At 41.3% G+C, this 18,409-nt stretch carries 17 protein-coding genes and 4 tRNA genes; 15 read left to right on the forward strand and 6 right to left on the reverse strand.

From position 1 onward, the window contains the following. Positions 1 to 132 precede the first annotated feature (132 nt). The 4 genes from hemL to HR060_RS16185 form a co-directional block, all read right to left on the reverse strand. Complete coding sequence (gene hemL / locus HR060_RS16170) at positions 133 to 1,422, reverse strand: glutamate-1-semialdehyde 2,1-aminomutase (protein ID WP_174201333.1); 1,290 nt, start codon at positions 1,420 to 1,422, stop codon at positions 133 to 135. 7 nt (positions 1,423 to 1,429) lie between these two features. After that, the gene (locus HR060_RS16175) at positions 1,430 to 2,446 is read right to left on the reverse strand and encodes an aspartate carbamoyltransferase (RefSeq protein WP_425487465.1); all 1,017 of its coding nucleotides are present in this window, start codon (positions 2,444 to 2,446) and stop codon (positions 1,430 to 1,432) included. A gap of 153 nt (positions 2,447 to 2,599) precedes the next feature. Then, positions 2,600 to 3,034 carry a protoporphyrinogen oxidase HemJ gene (hemJ, locus tag HR060_RS16180; RefSeq protein ID WP_174201334.1) on the reverse strand — a complete coding sequence of 145 codons (435 nt, stop codon included), beginning with the start codon at positions 3,032 to 3,034 and terminating at the stop codon, positions 2,600 to 2,602. Positions 3,035 to 3,063: 29 nt separating this feature from the next. Continuing rightward, positions 3,064 to 4,746, reverse strand: a complete 1,683-nt coding sequence (locus tag HR060_RS16185; RefSeq protein WP_174201335.1) for a chloride channel protein — start codon at positions 4,744 to 4,746, stop codon at positions 3,064 to 3,066. Positions 4,747 to 4,856: 110 nt separating this feature from the next. Here HR060_RS16185 and HR060_RS16190 point away from each other — a divergent pair, with 110 nt between their 5' ends. The 9 genes from HR060_RS16190 to HR060_RS16230 all read left to right on the forward strand — a co-directional run bounded on the left by HR060_RS16190 (position 4,857) and on the right by HR060_RS16230 (position 9,232). Continuing rightward, positions 4,857 to 5,633 carry a DUF6776 family protein gene (locus HR060_RS16190; protein WP_174201336.1) on the forward strand — a complete coding sequence of 259 codons (777 nt, stop codon included), beginning with the start codon at positions 4,857 to 4,859 and terminating at the stop codon, positions 5,631 to 5,633. 71 nt (positions 5,634 to 5,704) lie between these two features. Next, positions 5,705 to 6,046: an iron-sulfur cluster insertion protein ErpA gene (erpA, locus tag HR060_RS16195; protein ID WP_174201337.1), complete on the forward strand. Its 342-nt coding sequence runs from the start codon at positions 5,705 to 5,707 to the stop codon at positions 6,044 to 6,046. A gap of 211 nt (positions 6,047 to 6,257) precedes the next feature. Continuing rightward, positions 6,258 to 6,866, forward strand: coding sequence for a 50S ribosomal protein L25/general stress protein Ctc (locus tag HR060_RS16200; RefSeq protein ID WP_174201338.1), 609 nt, complete (start codon positions 6,258 to 6,260; stop codon positions 6,864 to 6,866). 13 nt (positions 6,867 to 6,879) lie between these two features. Continuing rightward, positions 6,880 to 7,470, forward strand: a complete 591-nt coding sequence (pth, locus tag HR060_RS16205) for an aminoacyl-tRNA hydrolase (protein ID WP_174201339.1) — start codon at positions 6,880 to 6,882, stop codon at positions 7,468 to 7,470. A 46-nt stretch (positions 7,471 to 7,516) separates the two neighbouring features. Next, positions 7,517 to 8,608 carry a redox-regulated ATPase YchF gene (gene ychF, locus HR060_RS16210; protein ID WP_174201340.1) on the forward strand — a complete coding sequence of 364 codons (1,092 nt, stop codon included), beginning with the start codon at positions 7,517 to 7,519 and terminating at the stop codon, positions 8,606 to 8,608. 249 nt (positions 8,609 to 8,857) lie between these two features. Continuing rightward, positions 8,858 to 8,934, forward strand: a tRNA-Met gene (locus HR060_RS16215). Positions 8,935 to 8,951: 17 nt separating this feature from the next. Further along, positions 8,952 to 9,036: transfer RNA gene (locus HR060_RS16220), tRNA-Leu, on the forward strand. 3 nt (positions 9,037 to 9,039) lie between these two features. Then, positions 9,040 to 9,114 (forward strand) — tRNA-Gln (locus tag HR060_RS16225). Positions 9,115 to 9,157: 43 nt separating this feature from the next. Further along, positions 9,158 to 9,232, forward strand: a tRNA-Gln gene (locus tag HR060_RS16230). 91 nt (positions 9,233 to 9,323) lie between these two features. On the opposite strand, the gene HR060_RS16235 is transcribed toward HR060_RS16230, so the two are convergent. Then, positions 9,324 to 9,737, reverse strand: a complete 414-nt coding sequence (locus HR060_RS16235) for a lysozyme inhibitor LprI family protein (protein WP_174201341.1) — start codon at positions 9,735 to 9,737, stop codon at positions 9,324 to 9,326. After that, positions 9,730 to 10,920: an FAD-dependent monooxygenase gene (locus tag HR060_RS16240; protein WP_174201342.1), complete on the reverse strand. Its 1,191-nt coding sequence runs from the start codon at positions 10,918 to 10,920 to the stop codon at positions 9,730 to 9,732. The genes HR060_RS16235 and HR060_RS16240 overlap by 8 nt, the downstream gene beginning before the upstream one ends. A 146-nt stretch (positions 10,921 to 11,066) precedes the next feature. Here HR060_RS16240 and HR060_RS16245 point away from each other — a divergent pair, with 146 nt between their 5' ends. The 6 genes from HR060_RS16245 to corC all read left to right on the forward strand — a co-directional run bounded on the left by HR060_RS16245 (position 11,067) and on the right by corC (position 18,399). Further along, on the forward strand, positions 11,067 to 11,507 hold the full coding sequence (locus HR060_RS16245; RefSeq protein WP_174201343.1) for a hypothetical protein: 441 nt from the start codon (positions 11,067 to 11,069) through the stop codon (positions 11,505 to 11,507). Continuing rightward, complete coding sequence (locus HR060_RS16250; RefSeq protein ID WP_174201344.1) at positions 11,458 to 14,310, forward strand: ligand-binding sensor domain-containing protein; 2,853 nt, start codon at positions 11,458 to 11,460, stop codon at positions 14,308 to 14,310. Before HR060_RS16245 ends, HR060_RS16250 begins: the two co-directional genes overlap by 50 nt. 171 nt (positions 14,311 to 14,481) lie before the next feature. Then, entirely contained in the window at positions 14,482 to 15,915 is a 1,434-nt protein-coding gene (gene miaB / locus HR060_RS16255) for a tRNA (N6-isopentenyl adenosine(37)-C2)-methylthiotransferase MiaB (protein WP_174201345.1), read from the forward strand. A 16-nt stretch (positions 15,916 to 15,931) separates the two neighbouring features. Next, a complete protein-coding gene (locus HR060_RS16260) occupies positions 15,932 to 16,990 on the forward strand; it encodes a PhoH family protein (RefSeq protein WP_174201346.1) in 1,059 nt (352 codons plus the stop codon). A 3-nt stretch (positions 16,991 to 16,993) separates the two neighbouring features. Further along, positions 16,994 to 17,458, forward strand: a complete 465-nt coding sequence (gene ybeY, locus HR060_RS16265; RefSeq protein WP_174201347.1) for an rRNA maturation RNase YbeY — start codon at positions 16,994 to 16,996, stop codon at positions 17,456 to 17,458. Positions 17,459 to 17,511: 53 nt separating this feature from the next. Further along, on the forward strand, positions 17,512 to 18,399 hold the full coding sequence (corC, locus tag HR060_RS16270) for a CNNM family magnesium/cobalt transport protein CorC (protein ID WP_174201348.1): 888 nt from the start codon (positions 17,512 to 17,514) through the stop codon (positions 18,397 to 18,399). The last annotated feature ends 10 nt before the right edge of the window (positions 18,400 to 18,409 follow it).

The raw sequence follows: 18,409 nt of genomic DNA on the forward strand, positions 1-18,409 counted from the left end.
GTTCATTTTTCTTCCTAAGCACCTTTGCCGCGTAATTGATAACACATGATTACGCGGCTTTTTTATTTGAGTTATAAAAAAAGGCGTTAAGTAATGATACTTAACGCCTTTTCAATTAATAGTTGGTTTAGCTTAAAGCTGAGCAAATGCCTTCTCTGCTGCACTGATTGTCTTTTCAATATCCGCATCTGTATGCGCTGTTGAAGTAAAACCAGCTTCATAAGCACTTGGTGCTAAATATACGCCTTGCTCTAACATTAAGTGATAAAACTTTTGGAAGCGTTCAATATTGCATTCCGTTGCTTGTTTGTATGTTGTAACTTGTTCTGCTTCGGTAAAGAAGAAGCCAAACATACCGCCAACTTGACTCGTTGTTAATGGAATACCGGCTTTATCTGCGGCAGCTTTAAAGCCTTTAACTAGCTTCTCGGCTTTAGCGCTAATATCAGCGTAGATTTCGTCTTGATTAGTCTTAAGCTCGGTTAATGCCGCAATACCTGCTGCCATTGCAATTGGGTTACCCGATAAGGTACCGGCTTGATAAACTGGGCCTTCAGGTGCAATGTGCGCCATAATTTCAGCTTTACCACCAAATGCACCAACTGGCATACCGCCACCAATTACTTTACCTAAACAGGTTAGATCTGGAGTCACATTGTAATGTGCTTGTGCACCACCTAAAGCAACACGAAAGCCGGTCATTACTTCATCAATGATAAGCACTGCACCTGATTGATCGCAAATTTCGCGTAAGCCTTCTAAAAAGCCTGGTACAGGTGGGATACAGTTCATATTCCCAGCAACCGGTTCAGTAATGATACAAGCGATATCATCACCGTGCTCTGCAAATAGTGCTTTTACCGAATCTAAGTCGTTAAAATCGGCTGTCAGTGTGTGTTGTGCTAATTCAGCTGGTACACCTGGCGAGCTGGGCTCACCTAGGGTTAACATACCTGAGCCTGCTTTTACTAGTAAGCTATCTGCATGGCCGTGATAACAACCTTCAAACTTTACGAGTTTGTTTCTACCCGTATAGCCACGCGCTAAGCGGATAGCTGTCATCGTCGCTTCCGTACCCGAGTTAACCATACGCAGCTTTTCCATTGACGGAACGATACTTTTTACCAGTTCAGCCATAGTGACTTCATTTGCCGTTGGTGCACCGTAACTTAGGCCTTTTTCAACGGCATCAAGCACTGCTTGGCGAATTGTTGGGTGGTTGTGACCTAAAATCATTGGCCCCCAACTACCAACGTAATCGACATAGTCTTTGCCATCAGCGTCGTACAAGTATGCACCGTCGGCGCGTTCGATGAAAATGGGGTCGCCGCCTACACCTTTAAATGCACGGACGGGTGAGTTTACGCCACCAGGAATTGTTTGCTGTGCTTTTGCGAATAATTGAGCTGATTGAGTTGTCATAATTGTATTAACCTTGTGATTTATTGCTGAACCAAACGACTTTGTCGTCATATTGTTCTACGACATTTTCAACACCTAAGGTGCAAGCAAATAATGCCATTCGCATTAATACGCCATTATCCGCTTGACGGAAGATGGCTAAGTTCGGGTTTTGGTTCATATCGTTATCTAACTCATTAGCCGCTGAGCGTGAGTCACGAGGAAGAGGGTGCATGATCACTGTGTTTGACTTACAGTGTTGAGTATAAATTGCTTGGTTTAAGCGGAAGCGTCCACGGTATTTATTCGCTTCTTCTTCTGATTCAAAGCGCTCTTCTTGAACACGCGTTTGATAGACGATATCTGCGTCTAAATTGCCTTCAAGCTGATCTTTAATTTCTACCTTATGTCCAGCATCTTCAACGGCTGAAATTACGCTGTCTGGCATGGCTAAGGCATTGGGTGAGATAAACGTAAATTTGATATCTTTGTACAGGCGCAATAACTTAGATAGTGAATGCACAGTACGGCCATACTTGAGATCGCCAACCATCGCGATGTGCATACCGTCGATTGATTTGCCGTGAGCCGATTGCTCTTTACTAATAGTAAACAAGTCTAGTAAGGCTTGAGTAGGGTGTTCATTAGCGCCATCGCCGCCATTGATAACCGGTACGCGAGAGCCTTCAGCAAACTCAGCTACCGACCCCGCTTCGGGGTGACGCATGGCGATTACATCTGAATAGCTGCTCAAAACTCGGGCCGTATCGTATAAAGATTCACCTTTAGCTAGTGCAGAGTTACTGATACCTACCGTTTCACGAACATGGCCGCCAAGTAGATTAAACGCCGTACCAAAGCTGACGCGAGTACGGGTACTTGGTTCGAAGAACAAGTTACCTAAGATTGCACCATCTAACACACGTGTACGTTTTTGACGGTGGGCATAAGGCTCCATTTTTGAAGCAATATTAAACAAATATTCAATACTTTCACGGTCGAATTGATTGACCGATAGGATGTTTGCACCTTGAAACTTCAGCATTTTGGCTTGTCCTGTCGAAGCTAACGGTTATAGGGAAAGAGATGTTTCGAGCTCTGCTCAAAATTGGCGGCAATCATAGCAAAAATATGACATTTTTACTAAGTTCACCCGCCAATTTTTATCAAGTCAAAAGTGGGCGTTTGTCAGCTTGAGTTAGAATGGCTTTACAACTACCAAGATTACAATGGCAAAAAGTACAATGACAGGCGATTCATTGACGAATCGGTAAAAGCGCGGACTGTGTTTGTTACGGTCATGCTGAAAGTCACGCATGAGCTTGAATAGGTAACCGTGGTAAATATAAAGTAGCGCAACCAAGGTCAATTTTGCATGCATCCAAGGTGAGGCTTTAAGCCAGTCTGTACCGTACATGTAAATAAGTGAGAAGCCAAAAATAGCGGTTAAAACGGCAAAGGGGGTAACAAAAAACCACAAGCGTCTTTCCATTATTTTGAACTGCTCATTGATTACTTTTTCATTATTACCTATTTGGTTTGTCGCGTGATAAATAAATAACCTCGGCAGATAAAAAATGCCGGCAAACCATGCCACCATAAAAATAATATGAAATGCTTTAAGCCATAACATTTAGTTGATACTCCATGACAAATTTCTCATTATAATGTGCCTTTAATCAGTCGTTTACGGACATCTTCCCAGCTCATTACTCCAACAATATTATCGAGTGTTTCGGTGTAAACATAAACCCAGCCATCGCGCTTTAAATGTAAGAGTTCAAATGGTTCTGCCAGAGTATACCGAGAATCGACGGCCAACATATCTTCGAAACTAAACAGTGAGTCTTTGTTGTAATCGAGACTGACATCGTAATGAACGAGCTTGAAAGTCGTATCTAGTTCGGTGACTGATTTTAGAATAACGGGGCGTTTACCTGCGCGATCGAGTGCGTTGCGAATAACGTCTGGGTCATTATCTTCAACCAAGATAAAATTGCGTCGCATATCTGCACTGATACCAATTTTTTGCAATGCTTCATATGCAGGAGGGGTTTGATAGTCGAGTTTTTGAAATTCCAGCTGTAAAATGAAGATAGATCGGTTTCTAAAAAGTTGGCTCGAAGTAATATGTGCAGTGACAATCACCAACATAGCAGGGAGAATAATATCTGGATTATGTGTAAGTTCGAGTACTGTTAGCAATGCGGCTAGTGGTGCATTGAGGGTTGCAGCCATCAAGCCTGCTAAGGCAATAACGCCGTAGGTTTCGACAAAGCCTTCTGGGTTTCCAATAAATAGCGCGCCAAGAGCCGCTAATATCGCACCAAAGAGCATGCCTAAAGCCATTATCGGTCCTATGATGCCACCCGGCACACCTAGGCTGATAGCAAAGAAGGTTAGTAGCGCTTTGCTAACAAAGATAATGATCAACAGGTTGGTTTCTGTGGTGACCAAATCAATGAGGTTAATGCCCGCAATACCAGTACCCATTGCTAATGGCACGAAGTAACCAATCAGCGCAGTCATTAATGCGGCAAGTAGTAAACGCGGCACCATGCCAATGGGTTTAAACGAACGCAGCATTTCAATTAACTGACGGTTAAATGCAAATGCAAACGCACCTATGGCTAATCCCATAAATAGTAAATAAGGATAATGGATTAAATCTAAGGCGTGAATCTGCAATTCACCTAAGTCGTGGTAGTCACCATAAAACCAACGAGTGGCGATAGCACCGGTTACAGATGCCAGCATAATTGGGATGAATACGTGAATTTTGTATTCCCTTAAAACCACCTCCATTACAAAAATGACGGCCGCTAAAGGGGTATTAAACGAGGCGGATATACCGGCAGCAATACCGCAAGCGGTTAAGGTTTTAATCGAGTTATAGGGTAGTTTTAAGCTGCGAGATAAGGCACTGGCACTGGCGGCACCTAAATGCACGGATGGACCTTCTCTACCTACACAAAAGCCCGTTGCCATCGCAGCAATACCGGCAAAAAATTGGTTTAAGGTATTTTTGAAAGGCATCATGCCGTAAAAGCTTTTCATCCGGTAAATAACAAAAGGGATACCAGTACGTTGATGTTTGAATTTGGTCCATTTTGCTACGAGCAAAACAAACACAATACCGACAAAGGGTAGGGCAAATCGCTCTAAATCGGATAAAGTGCTGAAATCGTCTGGGTTTTCCAAGTATATTAGTTGGATATTTTCAATTGCACTACGAAACGCAATAATGATGGCTGAAGCGAGTAGGCCGACAAGTAGCCCTAACAAACTCAATTGTACAGAGGTTTTGGGATAGGCGAGTTGCAGTCTCAGTTTTTCTAACCACATTGGGTTTGGGCGCTCGATTATTGTAGTGTTATAAAGATGGCGTTTATCGGGTTTTCATTGCTCATTTCAGCAAAGGCATGAATAACCTATATCGGACAGAGAAAAGTTAAGTGAATCAAGAGCAGAATACAAGCGAAAATCAGGCTGAATTGCCTGAACAGCGAGAAAAAATTGTTTATAGCAACCTAGGTATTATTTGGCAGAACCTCGCTAAGTTTTATACTGGGGTGTTGGGTATCTTAGTTTTAGTTGCTGTGGGATTTTTAGGTTTCTTTATTGCGAATAAATTACAAACGCTAACCGAACAAGATTATCAAACTGCACAAAGGGTACTCGCTGATCGTGAGCAAAACCTGTTTGAATTGAATCAGCAACTCAACTTTTTACGCGTAGAGCTCGAGGTTGAGAAGGTCGCTAACCAGAAAATCCAACAAAGTCTCAATGAACTGACCAAAGAAAATACCGAATTGAAAAAAGAATTGGCGTTTTTCCAAAATGTCATGGCACCTGAAAAATATGCTGAAGGGATTATGGTCGAAGAATTTGATGTGATCCCTACATCGAGTGCCAATCGTTTTAGATATCGAGTTGTGTTAGTACAAACGCGAAAAGAAAAACGCTTTGCAAAAGGCAATATTCAAATCCAGCTTTATGGTCAGCAGCAAGACAAAGTAACGCGCTATGATATGAAGGATTTAGAATTAGATAAAAAGGCTAACTTTAAATTCAGTTTTAAATATTTTCAGGTTATTGAAGGTGAATTCGAAATTGACCCCGTTTTCAAACCTGAACGCGTGCAAGTATCGACAATTATTCCAAAAACACGTTGGCAAAAATACAACAAAGTTGATGCTGAGTTTAATTGGAAACTGAATAGCGATAGCTAAGCAATTTAACTAATACTTGATTGAAACACTCAGGTATTAGATAATTTAACCAGTAGTTGTTTTTATAGGTGATGGTAATGGATCAGTTACCCATTAAGTTTACTGACAAAGCTGCCACAAAAGTGAAGGCTTTAGTTGAAGAAGAAGAAAACCCGAATTTAAAGCTTCGTGTATACATTACAGGTGGTGGTTGTTCTGGTTTCTCTTACGGTTTCACTTTCGACGAAAAAGTTAATGAAGGTGACGTAGAAATCGAAAAACAAGGCGTATCGCTAGTTGTCGATCCTATGAGTTTACAATACCTTCTCGATAGTGAAGTGGATTACATGGAAGGCCTAGAGGGCTCTCGTTTCTTTGTAAACAATCCAAACGCCACCACAACATGTGGTTGCGGTGCTAGCTTCAGCGTTTAATTCTGAAAGGCTCCTGTTGGAGCCTTTTTTATTTCCAGCCCTATTAACCATTTTCTACATACCGCTAGAAATATCTTGCGATAAACCGCATTTCTCGATTGTTTGTTATCTGTACTAGTGCTAGAATTCGCCACCCGATTTTTTCGGGCTTTGAAAATGGTGTGCTTTGGTCGCGAGGTCCACCTGAATTAATTTTATCGGAGAAAATCCCATGTCATACGAATTAGACGCTAGCGTACGTACAGAATTAGGTAAAGGTGCGAGCCGCCGCTTACGTCACGCAGGTCAAGTACCAGCTGTATTATACGGTTCAGAAAAAGAAGCTATCTCATTAACTTTAGCGCACAACAAAGTGTTCCAAGCTCAAGAAGATGAAGGTTTCTACACGCACATTTTAACGTTAAACGTTGATGGCGAGAAGCACGAAGCAATCGTTAAAGACATTCAACGTCACCCGTTCAAAAATCAAGTAATGCACTTAGATTTCCAACGTGTTGATGCAGCGCACAAAATCCATAAAGCTATTCCAATTCACTTCTTAAACGAAGAAGTTGCGGCTAAGAAAGGTGGTAACATCACTCACAATGCAAACGAAATTGCTGTCACTTGTTTACCTGCTAACTTACCAGAGTTCATCGAAGTTGATGTTGCTGGTTTAGAAGTTGGTCAAACATTACACTTATCTGACGTTACTTTACCTGCTGGCGTAACTTCTGATGAGTTAGCAAAAGGCGAAGGCCACGACGTTGCTGTTGTTACTTTAGCTGCGCCTAAAGGCGGTGCTGCTGAAGACGAAGCTGCTGAAGAAGCTGCTGAGTAAGCAATAACGCCATATGGCTGATATTGCTAAATTAATCGTGGGTCTGGGTAATCCAGGCCCCGAGTATCAAAATACCCGTCACAATGCGGGTGAATGGTTTGTAAGGCAACTTGCTGACCTTTACCGCACTCCTTTAAAAGTTGAATCTAAATTCTTCGGTTTAACTTGTCGTATCAATATGCAAGGGCAAGACGTTCGTTTGCTCGTACCTACTACGTTTATGAATCGCAGTGGTCAAGCCGTTGCCGCAATTGCTCAGTTTTACAAGATAGAACCTGAACAAATTATCGTTGCGCACGATGAACTCGCTATTGAACCTGGTATTGCCAAATTTAAACGCGGTGGTGGACACGCTGGCCACAATGGCCTTCGCGATATCATTGCTCGTTTGGGTAATAACAAAAACTTCTTGCGTTTGCGTATTGGTATTGGTCACCCTGGTGACAAAAATAAAGTATCTGGTTTTGTCTTAGGCAAACCACCAGCTACAGAACAAAAGCAAATTGATGAAGCAATAGATGAGGCATTGCGTTGTACTGAAATTTGGTACAAAGACGGTCTCGCTAAAGCAACTAATCGTTTACATACTTTCAAAAGTGAGTAGGCTTTAGCCTGCTTATTTCATTAACAGATTCTCAAGGTAACGAACTATGGGTTTTAAATGTGGCATCGTAGGTTTGCCTAATGTCGGTAAATCAACTTTATTCAACGCCTTAACTAAGGCGGGTATTGAAGCAGCTAACTTCCCGTTTTGTACAATTGAACCAAATACAGGTGTAGTACCTGTACCTGATACGCGCCTTAATGCTTTAGCGGCTATCGTTAACCCACAAAAAGTATTACCAACAACGATGGAGTTTGTTGATATTGCAGGTTTAGTAGCTGGTGCGTCAAAAGGTGAAGGTTTAGGTAACCAATTCTTAGCAAATATTCGTGAAACTGATGCAATTGGTCATGTTGTTCGTTGTTTTGAAGATGAGAACATTGTTCACGTATCTGGCCAAGTTGATCCCGCTGATGATATTGAAGTTATCAATACAGAATTAGCTCTATCTGATTTAGACACTGCAGAGCGCGCTATTCACCGTGTTGGTAAACGTGCCAAAGGTGGTGACGGTGATGCTAAGTTTGAATTAAAAGTATTAGAGAAAATCAAGCCGACGTTAGATGACGGTGGCATGTTGCGCTCTGTAGCGTTAGAAAAAGAAGAGCTAGCGGCAATCAGCTACCTTAATTTCTTAACGTTAAAGCCAACGATGTACATTGCCAATGTAAGTGAAGACGGCTTTGAAGATAACCCGCGTTTAGATAAAGTACGAGAAATTGCATCGACAGAAAATGCGGTTGTTGTACCTGTATGTGCAGCTATCGAATCTGAAATTGCTGAATTAGATGACGAAGAGAAAGATGAGTTCTTGGCTGATCTTGGTATCGAAGAGCCTGGTTTAAACCGCGTGATTCGAGCGGGTTATGAGTTATTGAACTTACACACGTATTTTACAGCGGGTGTAAAGGAAGTTCGCGCATGGACAATTCCTGTTAACTCTACAGCACCACAAGCTGCAGGTAAGATTCATACCGATTTTGAAAAAGGCTTTATTCGCGCTGAGATTGTTGGTTTCGATGATTACATTGAACACAACGGTGAATCTGGTGCAAAAGATGCAGGTAAGTGGCGTCTAGAAGGTAAAGACTACGTAGTTAAAGATGGTGACGTCATTCACTTTAGATTTAACGTCTAAATCAAGTCATTTGATAAAAGCCCGCTTTATAGCGGGCTTTTTTGATCCTGTGTTAAACATAGCTAATTGTCGTTGAATGTAACTTTCTATTTCAGCTTGTTTATTGGTTAAACTCAATTTGATTGCTAAATATCCATATTTACTGTTTTTTAAAAATAAATGAAAAAAGATAAAAAAAACGCGAAAAAAGTGTTGACGACAAAGGGCCTGATCAGCATAATACGCGCCACTTGCTAAGGCGAGGTTGTTGGCTACATAGCTCAGCTGGTTAGAGCACATCACTCATAATGATGGGGTCCCAGGTTCAAATCCCGGTGTAGCCACCACTTTTTAAATTAGTAATGCGGGCGTGGCGGAATTGGTAGACGCGCTGGATTTAGGTTCCAGTATCGCAAGATGTGAGAGTTCAAGTCTCTCCGCCCGCACCATGTTGGGGTATCGCCAAGCGGTAAGGCACCAGGTTTTGATCCTGGCATTCGTTGGTTCAAATCCAGCTACCCCAGCCACTTTTCTAATTTAATTTATCTCCCACGCAACGAGTTTTAAGGATGGGGTATCGCCAAGCGGTAAGGCACCAGGTTTTGATCCTGGCATTCGTTGGTTCAAATCCAGCTACCCCAGCCAACTCTCCTTTCTGATTAGATTCAAATTATTCCTTTTAAAAACAAAAAACACCCGATAAATCGAGCGTCTTTTAATTCTTGTTCTAGCTTATTTATTTTCTGTTAGCGCTTTCTGTTTTCAGTTGATCAATGCGTTTATCTGTTTGTTTAATTTTACAGCTGCGGTACTCATCAGCCGGGTTACCCTCGTGTTGTTTTTCGAAAAACACACCTCGGCATTCAGATTCAATAAATTGCAAGTAGAAGTCATTAGCTTTATTAAATTGCATGACAACGGATGTGCGGCCAGTTGATTCAGCCATCGCTTCAAGCTCTAAACGTCTATCTTGGATCCAGGTTTTTAACTCCCTGTCTTTTAATTTCATCGCTTCATCTAGGCAAATAGAGAACTTGGCTGAAGTCGGGCTTTGTGCTTTGCACTTTTCAATGCTTTCATTGGCATGAGCTGAAAATGCCATAACGGCCAAAAAGCCAAAAGTTAGTAGATTTCTTTTCAATTTATACATAAGGATCATTTAAACCTAGAGCAAAGTGTAGTGCAGTTTGCTTTAACGGACTCATTTTATCTAAAGTATTTAAAGTGAACTTTCTGAACAATTTAACTGGGACTAAATCATTACTGAAGAGTTTGTAGATGCTATCCATAGCAAAACTGGTTTGGTTATCATCTTTTACTCGGGCCTGATTATAGCGTTGCCAAATGTCAGCTTGGTGCCAGCTTTCACCTGCATTGATCGCATTGAGTAAAGTATGACTGGCTGCGGCGACATCCCTCAAACCTAAATTAACCCCTTGTCCTGCTAGCGGATGTATTGTGTGCGCTGCATCGCCAACCAATAATGCTTGATTGTGATAACGTTTGTTAACTTGTCTCTTCGTTAAAGGAAAGGCGCCAGCTTGGATAACATCAAAATCGGCCGTTATTTTCTCTTTGAACAGTTCAGCAAGTGCTTGCTTTAAACTCGTTTCGGATAGTTGCTGCAGTGCTTTGATCTTATCCGCTGAGTCATAAACGATAAGACTAGCGAAGTTGTCAAACAGTGGTAAAAAAGCAATTGGACCCTGAGGCCTGAAAGTTTGCCATGTCGTAGTTTGCTGCACTTTAGGCAAGGCCGAGTGAAATTCAATATTGACTGACAAGCAGCTTTGTCGATATTGCCAACCAAATTGAGCAAAGTTCAATGCTTGTTTGATTTGTGAATTAGCACCATCAGCCGCGATAATGAATTTAGTACGAGTCTGTCGTGCATTTTCAAACTCAATATCCCAACCTTGTTCATTCGCTTTAATAGAGGTGATGGCTAATTCTAGTTGTTGGCAATTTGCCACTTTTAGAGCTGCTTGTTGTAAATGTTTATTTTCAACAAAACAACCTAATTTATCTTCGTTGATATCGGCAGCATTAAATTGTAAGTGAGCGCCACCTTTTTCATAGCCCGCTAATGCGTTGTAAGTTTGAATTCTCGATGGGTCAAGCTGTTGATATATGCCTTGCTGCTTAAGCCAGCGAATAGCGCCTAAATTGAGTGATGAGACTCTCAAATCAGGTTGCTGTGAAAGAGGGGTTGAAGGTAAGTGTTTATCAATCAATAAGATAGATAATCCACTTTGATTAAGTGACGCGGCCATACTTGCGCCAATCATGCCTGCGCCAACAATGACGATATCGTATTGAGGGTTAATTTGCATATTGCTAATTTTATCTCTAACTTAAGTACTGGAGTCACGTAACTCATTGCTTTTAGTCACTATACTATGACTGACAGTGAGTTTCATGATTTATTAATTTAGCTTGGGGTTTTCACCGGGCAAATAAAAATTTAAGGAAATAAGCAATGGCTGCAACAGCAAAAATTTATGATTATGATTTAGGATTCAGACGTAGTTATGATGAAAATGAGTATCCAAACGATACTAACTTGAAAGCTGATAAAGAGCGTGCAGTTTTAGCTCGCTTACAAGCAGAACTTGTTTTACCTGAAGATACGATCTTAAAGGTAGACATGGACTTTGACGTCAATAGCGGTTATAACGGTAACGCAGTTATTGTTATGGATGATTTAGGTGCGGAACTGATCGCAGATGCCTTTACTTTTAAATATGGCGAACAAGCTGGTAAGGCTGTTTTGGAGAAATGGCAAAACCGTGACCAACCAGAAGACCCTCGCTTACCCACATTCTTATTTGTGCAAAAACCAGAAAAAGCAGGTGATATGCCTGTCATTTTTGCTGGCTGCGGTACGCGCGACCACACGCCACCGAGAAAGGCAAAATAGTCATTCCGTCACGTCTATCCAAGCCCGTTTAATCGGGCTTTTATTTACATTCTGCTGCTTTAGCTATTCCGCCCAAGCACTGACTCCAATTAAACCCAATAACCAAGTACTCTACAGCTCAGATATGGTGACAGAAGACTATATTTGGCTGGGTAATCAATCAGGTTTGTTTCGATACGATGGTCAGCACGCAGTTAACATTCTCGATTACACCAATTCATCTTCTTTTACTTGGGTGCGAAGCATGCACCTTGAAAATAACTACCTTTACTTTTCAACAGGTGAGGGTGGTTTTTGGCGGTTAGAAAAAGACAAATTCAGCTTAGAGAAGCTCAATATCAAAAAGCCATTCACTGCGCAAACTTGGGCAATGACTAAAGTTGGGCAGTTATTGTATTACTCCGATAAATTCGGTTTATTTCAGTACAATTTGGCATCGGATTCAAACGTTAAGTTAGAGTTTGACGGTACGGTCACTGACTTACTCAAACACCAAGATACGCTTATTATTGCCGCAAAAGAAGGGTTATATCGCTATCGCGACGATAAGATTGTTCAGCTATCAATGCATGCTGTGATAGCGGTTAGTTCTGATCAACAAGCGGTCACCTATATTGAAAAGCATCCTGAGCATGGTTTACAGCTTTGTCAGCTTAAGTCGATGATGTGCCAGGCCATCGACAAACAAAATATTTTGCAAATAGCACCCGATCGATATGAACAAGGTTTTTGGCTGTTGTTCAAAGACGGTCAATTACAATACTGGCAGGTTGGCGAAAAAAGCGCGAAGCAAAGCTATCAAGTCAAATTGCCAAGCCAATTTATTTACAGCATGTCGCAAGATAAACACGGTGTATTGTGGTTTGCTAGTAACAAAGGGCTGTATAAATATCACCCTCTGCATTATCGAGATTTAGCAATAGAGTACGCCAATCAAATTGAGCTCAATTATTTAATGTTGGCCAAACATCAAGAGCAAGTTGTCGTCGGTACCAATGGTGCAGGGCTTTATCAATTTGATACTGAGTTACAACAAGCTAAACCGCTAGCGTTTAATTCTTCGTTATCAAATTACTACCAGCGACAAATTACTGGGTTTGCATCTGACAATAATACGCTGTTCTTCTCTACCTTTAGAGGGGTATACGCGACCAACGATATGCAAACACTTGAAAGAGTTGACCAAAGTAATCATCAAGCGCTTTATGTGCAAATGACCCAACTCAAAGATTTACTGTTTGCTTTTAATGAAAGTGAAGGGGTTGAGGTTTACGATATTAATACGCGTATGCATCGCCATACACTGTCTGTTGAAAATAACGGATTGCCGACTAACGAAGTCTTAAGTGTGGTGCAAGATAAAGCGGATCGTTATTGGGTAAGTACTGCAAAAGGGGTCGTCATTCTTGACACCTTGTTATCCCAAGCACGAAAACTTGAAAATATGCCAACTGTTAGTAAGTCATCGTCACTGCATGTCATGGGAGATAAAGTTTATATTGGCACTGTCGGTAATGGTTTATATATCTTCAATACTCAAGGTGAGTTACTCAACCATTTACTAGCTGGTCGAGTTATTTTTGCTTTAACTGAATTTAGAGACGTGCTTTGGGTTAGCACGAATATGGGTTTGTACCAAATTAATATGCGCGAAGACAGCGCGTCTTTGGTGATTGGGACCGATCATTGGCATGTTACCGATGGCATCATTCCCGTAGGGGAGAACCTACTGGTGCCAACTATGCAAGGTGTAATGCAGGTACCTTGGTTTAGTCAAACGCCATCTAATCCTAAAGTGACGATAAGCGAAGTAATTTCATCATCAGGTTCATCATTATTTAGTGATGATATTCAGTTAGTCAGCAGTGAAGAACTCGTCACGCTCAATCTCGCCGTGCTCGACTTTCGAAATACCATAAATCAGAGATACCGTTACCGAATAGATGACGGTCGTTGGCAAGAGTTTAACGGCTCTAGTTTATCTTTAACTGGATTATCTGGTGGTACGCATATCTTGCAGATTCAAGGCACAGACTCGCTGGGCTTTTGGTCTAACAACGAAGTGTTTGCCAATATACAAGTTAAGCCTAAGTGGTATTGGAATGATTTTAGTCGCTTTATTTATGCGGCATTAATTTTACTCATCGCTGGTGCTATCTCTTGGCTCATTAAAATCAAAGCGCAAGCGGCTTTTAATGCCAAACAATTACTGCAAGGTGAGTTACTCCTCAAGCAGAAAACCTATTCTTTGGTGAAATTGAGCCTGCGCAAGATTTATCAATTGAGTGAGCAAAATGATGATTTATCCGCATTAACTAAAATAAGAGAATTGAGTGAAAACGCTTTACAACAAATAGCCCTTAAAAATCATCAAGGTATGTTTGATTCACTCGGTACACGCAGCTTAGAGACGGCATTGCCGCTATTGGTCAATCACTTATCGGATCAATACAAATGTACGATCGAATTAAACATGGATATCGACAAAGATATCCAATTGAATTACGAGGTGCAATCCGATATTTATCGCGCTTTATATGAGCTTGCTAACCTATCGATTTACGAAGCACAAAGCAGTCATGTCGAACTGACATTGCGCCATTACAACGGGAAAATTTGGTTGATCTGTCACGATGATGGTGAAAGCTTAACTCTACTGCAAAAGCACGTTGGTGTGGCTGTTGGCATTCAATTGCTCAAACAAATAGGTGAGAAATATCAATCGCGTATCGAATTTGGTCGACGTAAACAAAACGGAAATGCCATCACGCTTGCTTTTGTATTAAACCCATCTGAGCCTTAAACTCCACCCTTGGCGTATAAAATTTACACACTTTAGAGCGAATTGATATTAGCCTTTGCTAGTTTCAGCTTTTGTTTACAGGTAGAATACGCCCCCATTTATTAAAGCCGTGTTATTTATTGGCATTAGGCTGTATATTTTAGTAATTATTTTTAGGCGTTTTAGTAGACAATGAGTAAGAAATTATACGTAAAGACTTGGGGCTGTCAGATGAACGAGTACGACTCGCAAAAAATGGCAGACTTGTTAGATTCTACGCATGGCTATAAACCAGTTGAAGAAGCTGAAGATGCAGATGTGATCTTACTCAACACTTGTTCTATTCGCGAAAAAGCGCAAGAGAAAGTATTCCATCAATTGGGTCGTTGGAAGAATCTAAAAGACGACAACCCAAACTTGATTATTGGTGTGGGTGGCTGTGTGGCCTCACAAGAAGGCGATGCCATTCGTCAACGTGCGCCTTTTGTTGATATTGTATTTGGTCCACAAACTCTGCACCGTCTTCCTGAAATGATTAACCAGATCCACAATGACGGTGAGTCTGTTGTTGATGTCAGCTTCCCTGAAATTGAGAAGTTTGACCGTTTACCTGAGCCAAAAGCTGAAGGTCCTACGGCATTTGTTTCGATTATGGAAGGTTGTTCTAAGTATTGTACTTTCTGTGTTGTACCTTATACACGTGGTGAAGAGGTTTCTCGCCCAGTCGATGATGTACTATTTGAAATTGCTCAGTTAGCCGACCAAGGCGTGCGTGAAGTCAACTTACTGGGACAAAACGTGAATGGTTACCGCGGTGAACATCACGATGGCAGCATTTGTCACTTCTCAGAATTATTGCGTCTAGTGGCGTCAATCGATGGTATCGACCGTCTGCGTTACACGACTTCTCACCCCGTTGAATTTACAGATGACATCATCGAAGCATATGCAGATGTTCCTGAGCTAGTAAACCATTTACACTTACCCGTTCAATCTGGTTCAGACCGTATTCTTGCAATGATGAAGCGTGGCCACACTGCGATTGAATACAAATCTAAAATCCGTAAACTGCGAAAGATTCGCCCTAACTTGTGCATGTCTTCAGACTTCATCATTGGTTACCCAGGTGAGACGGTACAAGACTTTGAAGACACAATGAAATTAATCCATGATATTGATTTCGATATCAGCTTTAGTTTCGTATACAGTGCTCGTCCTGGTACACCTGCTGCCGATGCAATCGATGATGTATCTGAACAAGAAAAGAAAGAACGTTTATATATTTTACAACAACGCATTAACCAGCAAGCACTGAAAATTGCTAGAGATATGCTAGGTACAGAACAACGTATCTTAGTAGAAGGTCCTTCGAAAAAGAATCCAATGGAGCTTCGCGGCCGTACTGAGAATAACCGTGTGGTTAACTTCGAAGGTCCGCATACGTTAATCGGCGGTTTTGCTGATGTGAAAATTGTTGATGTATTCTCGAATTCTTTACGCGGCGATTTTATCCGTGGCGAAGACGAGATGAACCTACGTGTAGAAACTTCACCTTCTGAAATATTGGCTCGTTCACCTGAACAAGCGACAGAAAGTGGTGCCACTATCTATAACCCAAATATTTAAAGGCGAATTAAGCACTTTGAGTAACAAATTAACGACTCTCGAGGTTTTTCTCGAACCTGCCGATAATCATCGTTTGGCCTGCCTTTGTGGGCCATTTGACGACAATATCAAACACATTGAACGCCGTTTAGGTGTTGAAGTTACATACCGAGACAATGCGTTCAAAATCACTGGTAAAAATACCGCGGTATTGGGAAGTGCTGAATTAATCAAAGCACTTTACCTAGATACTCAGCCGGTTAAAGGCCAAATACCTGACATCCTACCTGATCAAGTTCACTTAGCTATTCAAGAGATGAAAGTACTTGAACAAGCTGAAGCTGATGAAGATGAGTTTGGTAGTGAAGTGTTTATCAAGACTAAACGCGGTGTTGTTAAGCCTCGCAACCCCAATCAAGGTCAATATGTTGCCAATGTCTTTCATCACGATATTACATTTGGTATTGGCCCTGCTGGTACAGGTAAAACCTACTTGGCTGTTGCCTGTGCGGTTGATGCACTTGAGCGCCAAGAAATCCGTCGTATTTTACTGACTCGTCCAGCAGTAGAAGCGGGTGAAAAGTTAGGTTTCTTACCAGGTGACCTATCGCAGAAAGTCGATCCGTATTTACGTCCTTTGTACGATGCATTATTTGAAATGCTGGGCTTTGAAAAAGTTGAGCGACTTATCGAACGCAATGTTATTGAAATAGCGCCCTTAGCCTATATGCGTGGCCGTACATTAAACGATGCCTTTATTATTCTCGATGAAAGTCAAAATACGACAGTAGAGCAAATGAAAATGTTCTTAACCCGTATTGGCTTTAATTCTAAAGCGGTGATTACCGGAGACATTACTCAGATTGACTTACCGCGCGGTGCGAAATCAGGTTTACGTCACGCGATTGAAGTTTTACAAGGCGTTGATGATATCAGCTTTAACTTCTTCAGAACTCATGATGTTGTGCGTCATCCTGTGGTACAAAAAGTTGTCCAAGCTTATGAGAAGTGGGATGAAGAAAAAAGTCGTGAAAAGGCTGAAAAAATAAAGCTAGCTGAGCAGGCTAAACAAGCTGAAGCAGCCAAAGCAGAGTAGTTAATGACAAATTTAATGCTCGATTTACAATCAGCGGTGGGTGATATCAATCACCCAAATGTCGAAAAAATGCAGCTTTGGCTAACAACTGCACTTGCTGCTGAAGCTGAACCGGGTGACTACGAGCTAACGGTTAGAGTGGTCGAAAACGATGAATCTCAGCAACTAAACGGTCAATACCGTGGCAAAGATAAGCCAACTAACGTACTGTCATTTCCATTTGAAGCACCAAAAGGTATTCAGCTACCTCTGTTAGGCGACTTAATTGTCGCACAAGATGTTGTCGCTGATGAAGCTGTTATACAAAACAAACAGTTAGAAGCGCATTGGGCACACATGTTAGTGCACGGCTGTCTTCACCTACTCGGCTATGATCACATTGATGATGATGAGGCTGAGGAAATGGAAAGTAAAGAGATTGCAATTTTAGCTGAATTGGGTTTTGATAACCCTTATCAAGATGATTAAGTCAGCTAACAAGCAACTTTATTTATAGATTTTTTGGAGAATAAAAATCAATCATGAGTGATGATAACCCCCACTCGAGCAACGGCTCTGCAAATAAAACTTGGTTAGAGAAAATCGGTCAGATATTTACTGCAGAGCCGCAAACAAAAGAAGAGTTACAGGACGTTTTTACTGAAGCGGCCAGTCGTGACTTAATCGATACTGAAGCCCAGAATATGATTGCTGGTGTTTTAGACATCGCTGAAATGCGTGTTCGTGACATTATGGTTCCGCGCTCGCAAATGGTGACGCTAGAGTCATCAGATCCTATCGAAGAACTATTACCTCAAATTATCGACTCTCAGCATTCTCGTTTTCCTGTTATCACTGAAGACAAAGATCACGTTGAAGGAATCTTACTCGCTAAAGATTTACTGAAATATGGATTCAAAGCAGAATGTGATTTCAATCTAGCCGATATCTTACGTCCTACTGTTATTGTGCCTGAGAGCAAGCGTGTAGATAGTATGCTAAAGGAGTTCCGCACTAAACACACTCACATGGCGATTGTCGTTGACGAATTTGGCGGTGTTTCCGGTTTAGTGACAATTGAAGATATCCTTGAACTTATTGTCGGTGAAATTGAAGACGAAACCGATGCTGAAAATGAAGATATCGATGATATCCGCAAGGTAGGTGAACGTGTCTACAGTGTCACTGCTTTAACCGAAATTGATGATTTTAACGAGTACTTCAAAACTGAGTTTAGTGATGAAGATGCCGATACCGTCGGTGGTTTAGTTGTTCACTCTTTTGGTCATTTACCCGAAAGAGGCGAATCAACTGAATTAAATGGCTACAGCTTTAAAGTAATTAATGCGGACTCTCGTCGTATTCTGCAATTGCAAGTGACTGTACCTAAAACACCAAAAGTTGAAACAGAAAACGTAAGCGAAGAATAAATTAATATTC

The sequence above is a fragment of the Marinifaba aquimaris genome, assembly GCF_013328345.1.
Lineage (GTDB): Bacteria > Pseudomonadota > Gammaproteobacteria > Enterobacterales > Alteromonadaceae > Marinifaba > Marinifaba aquimaris.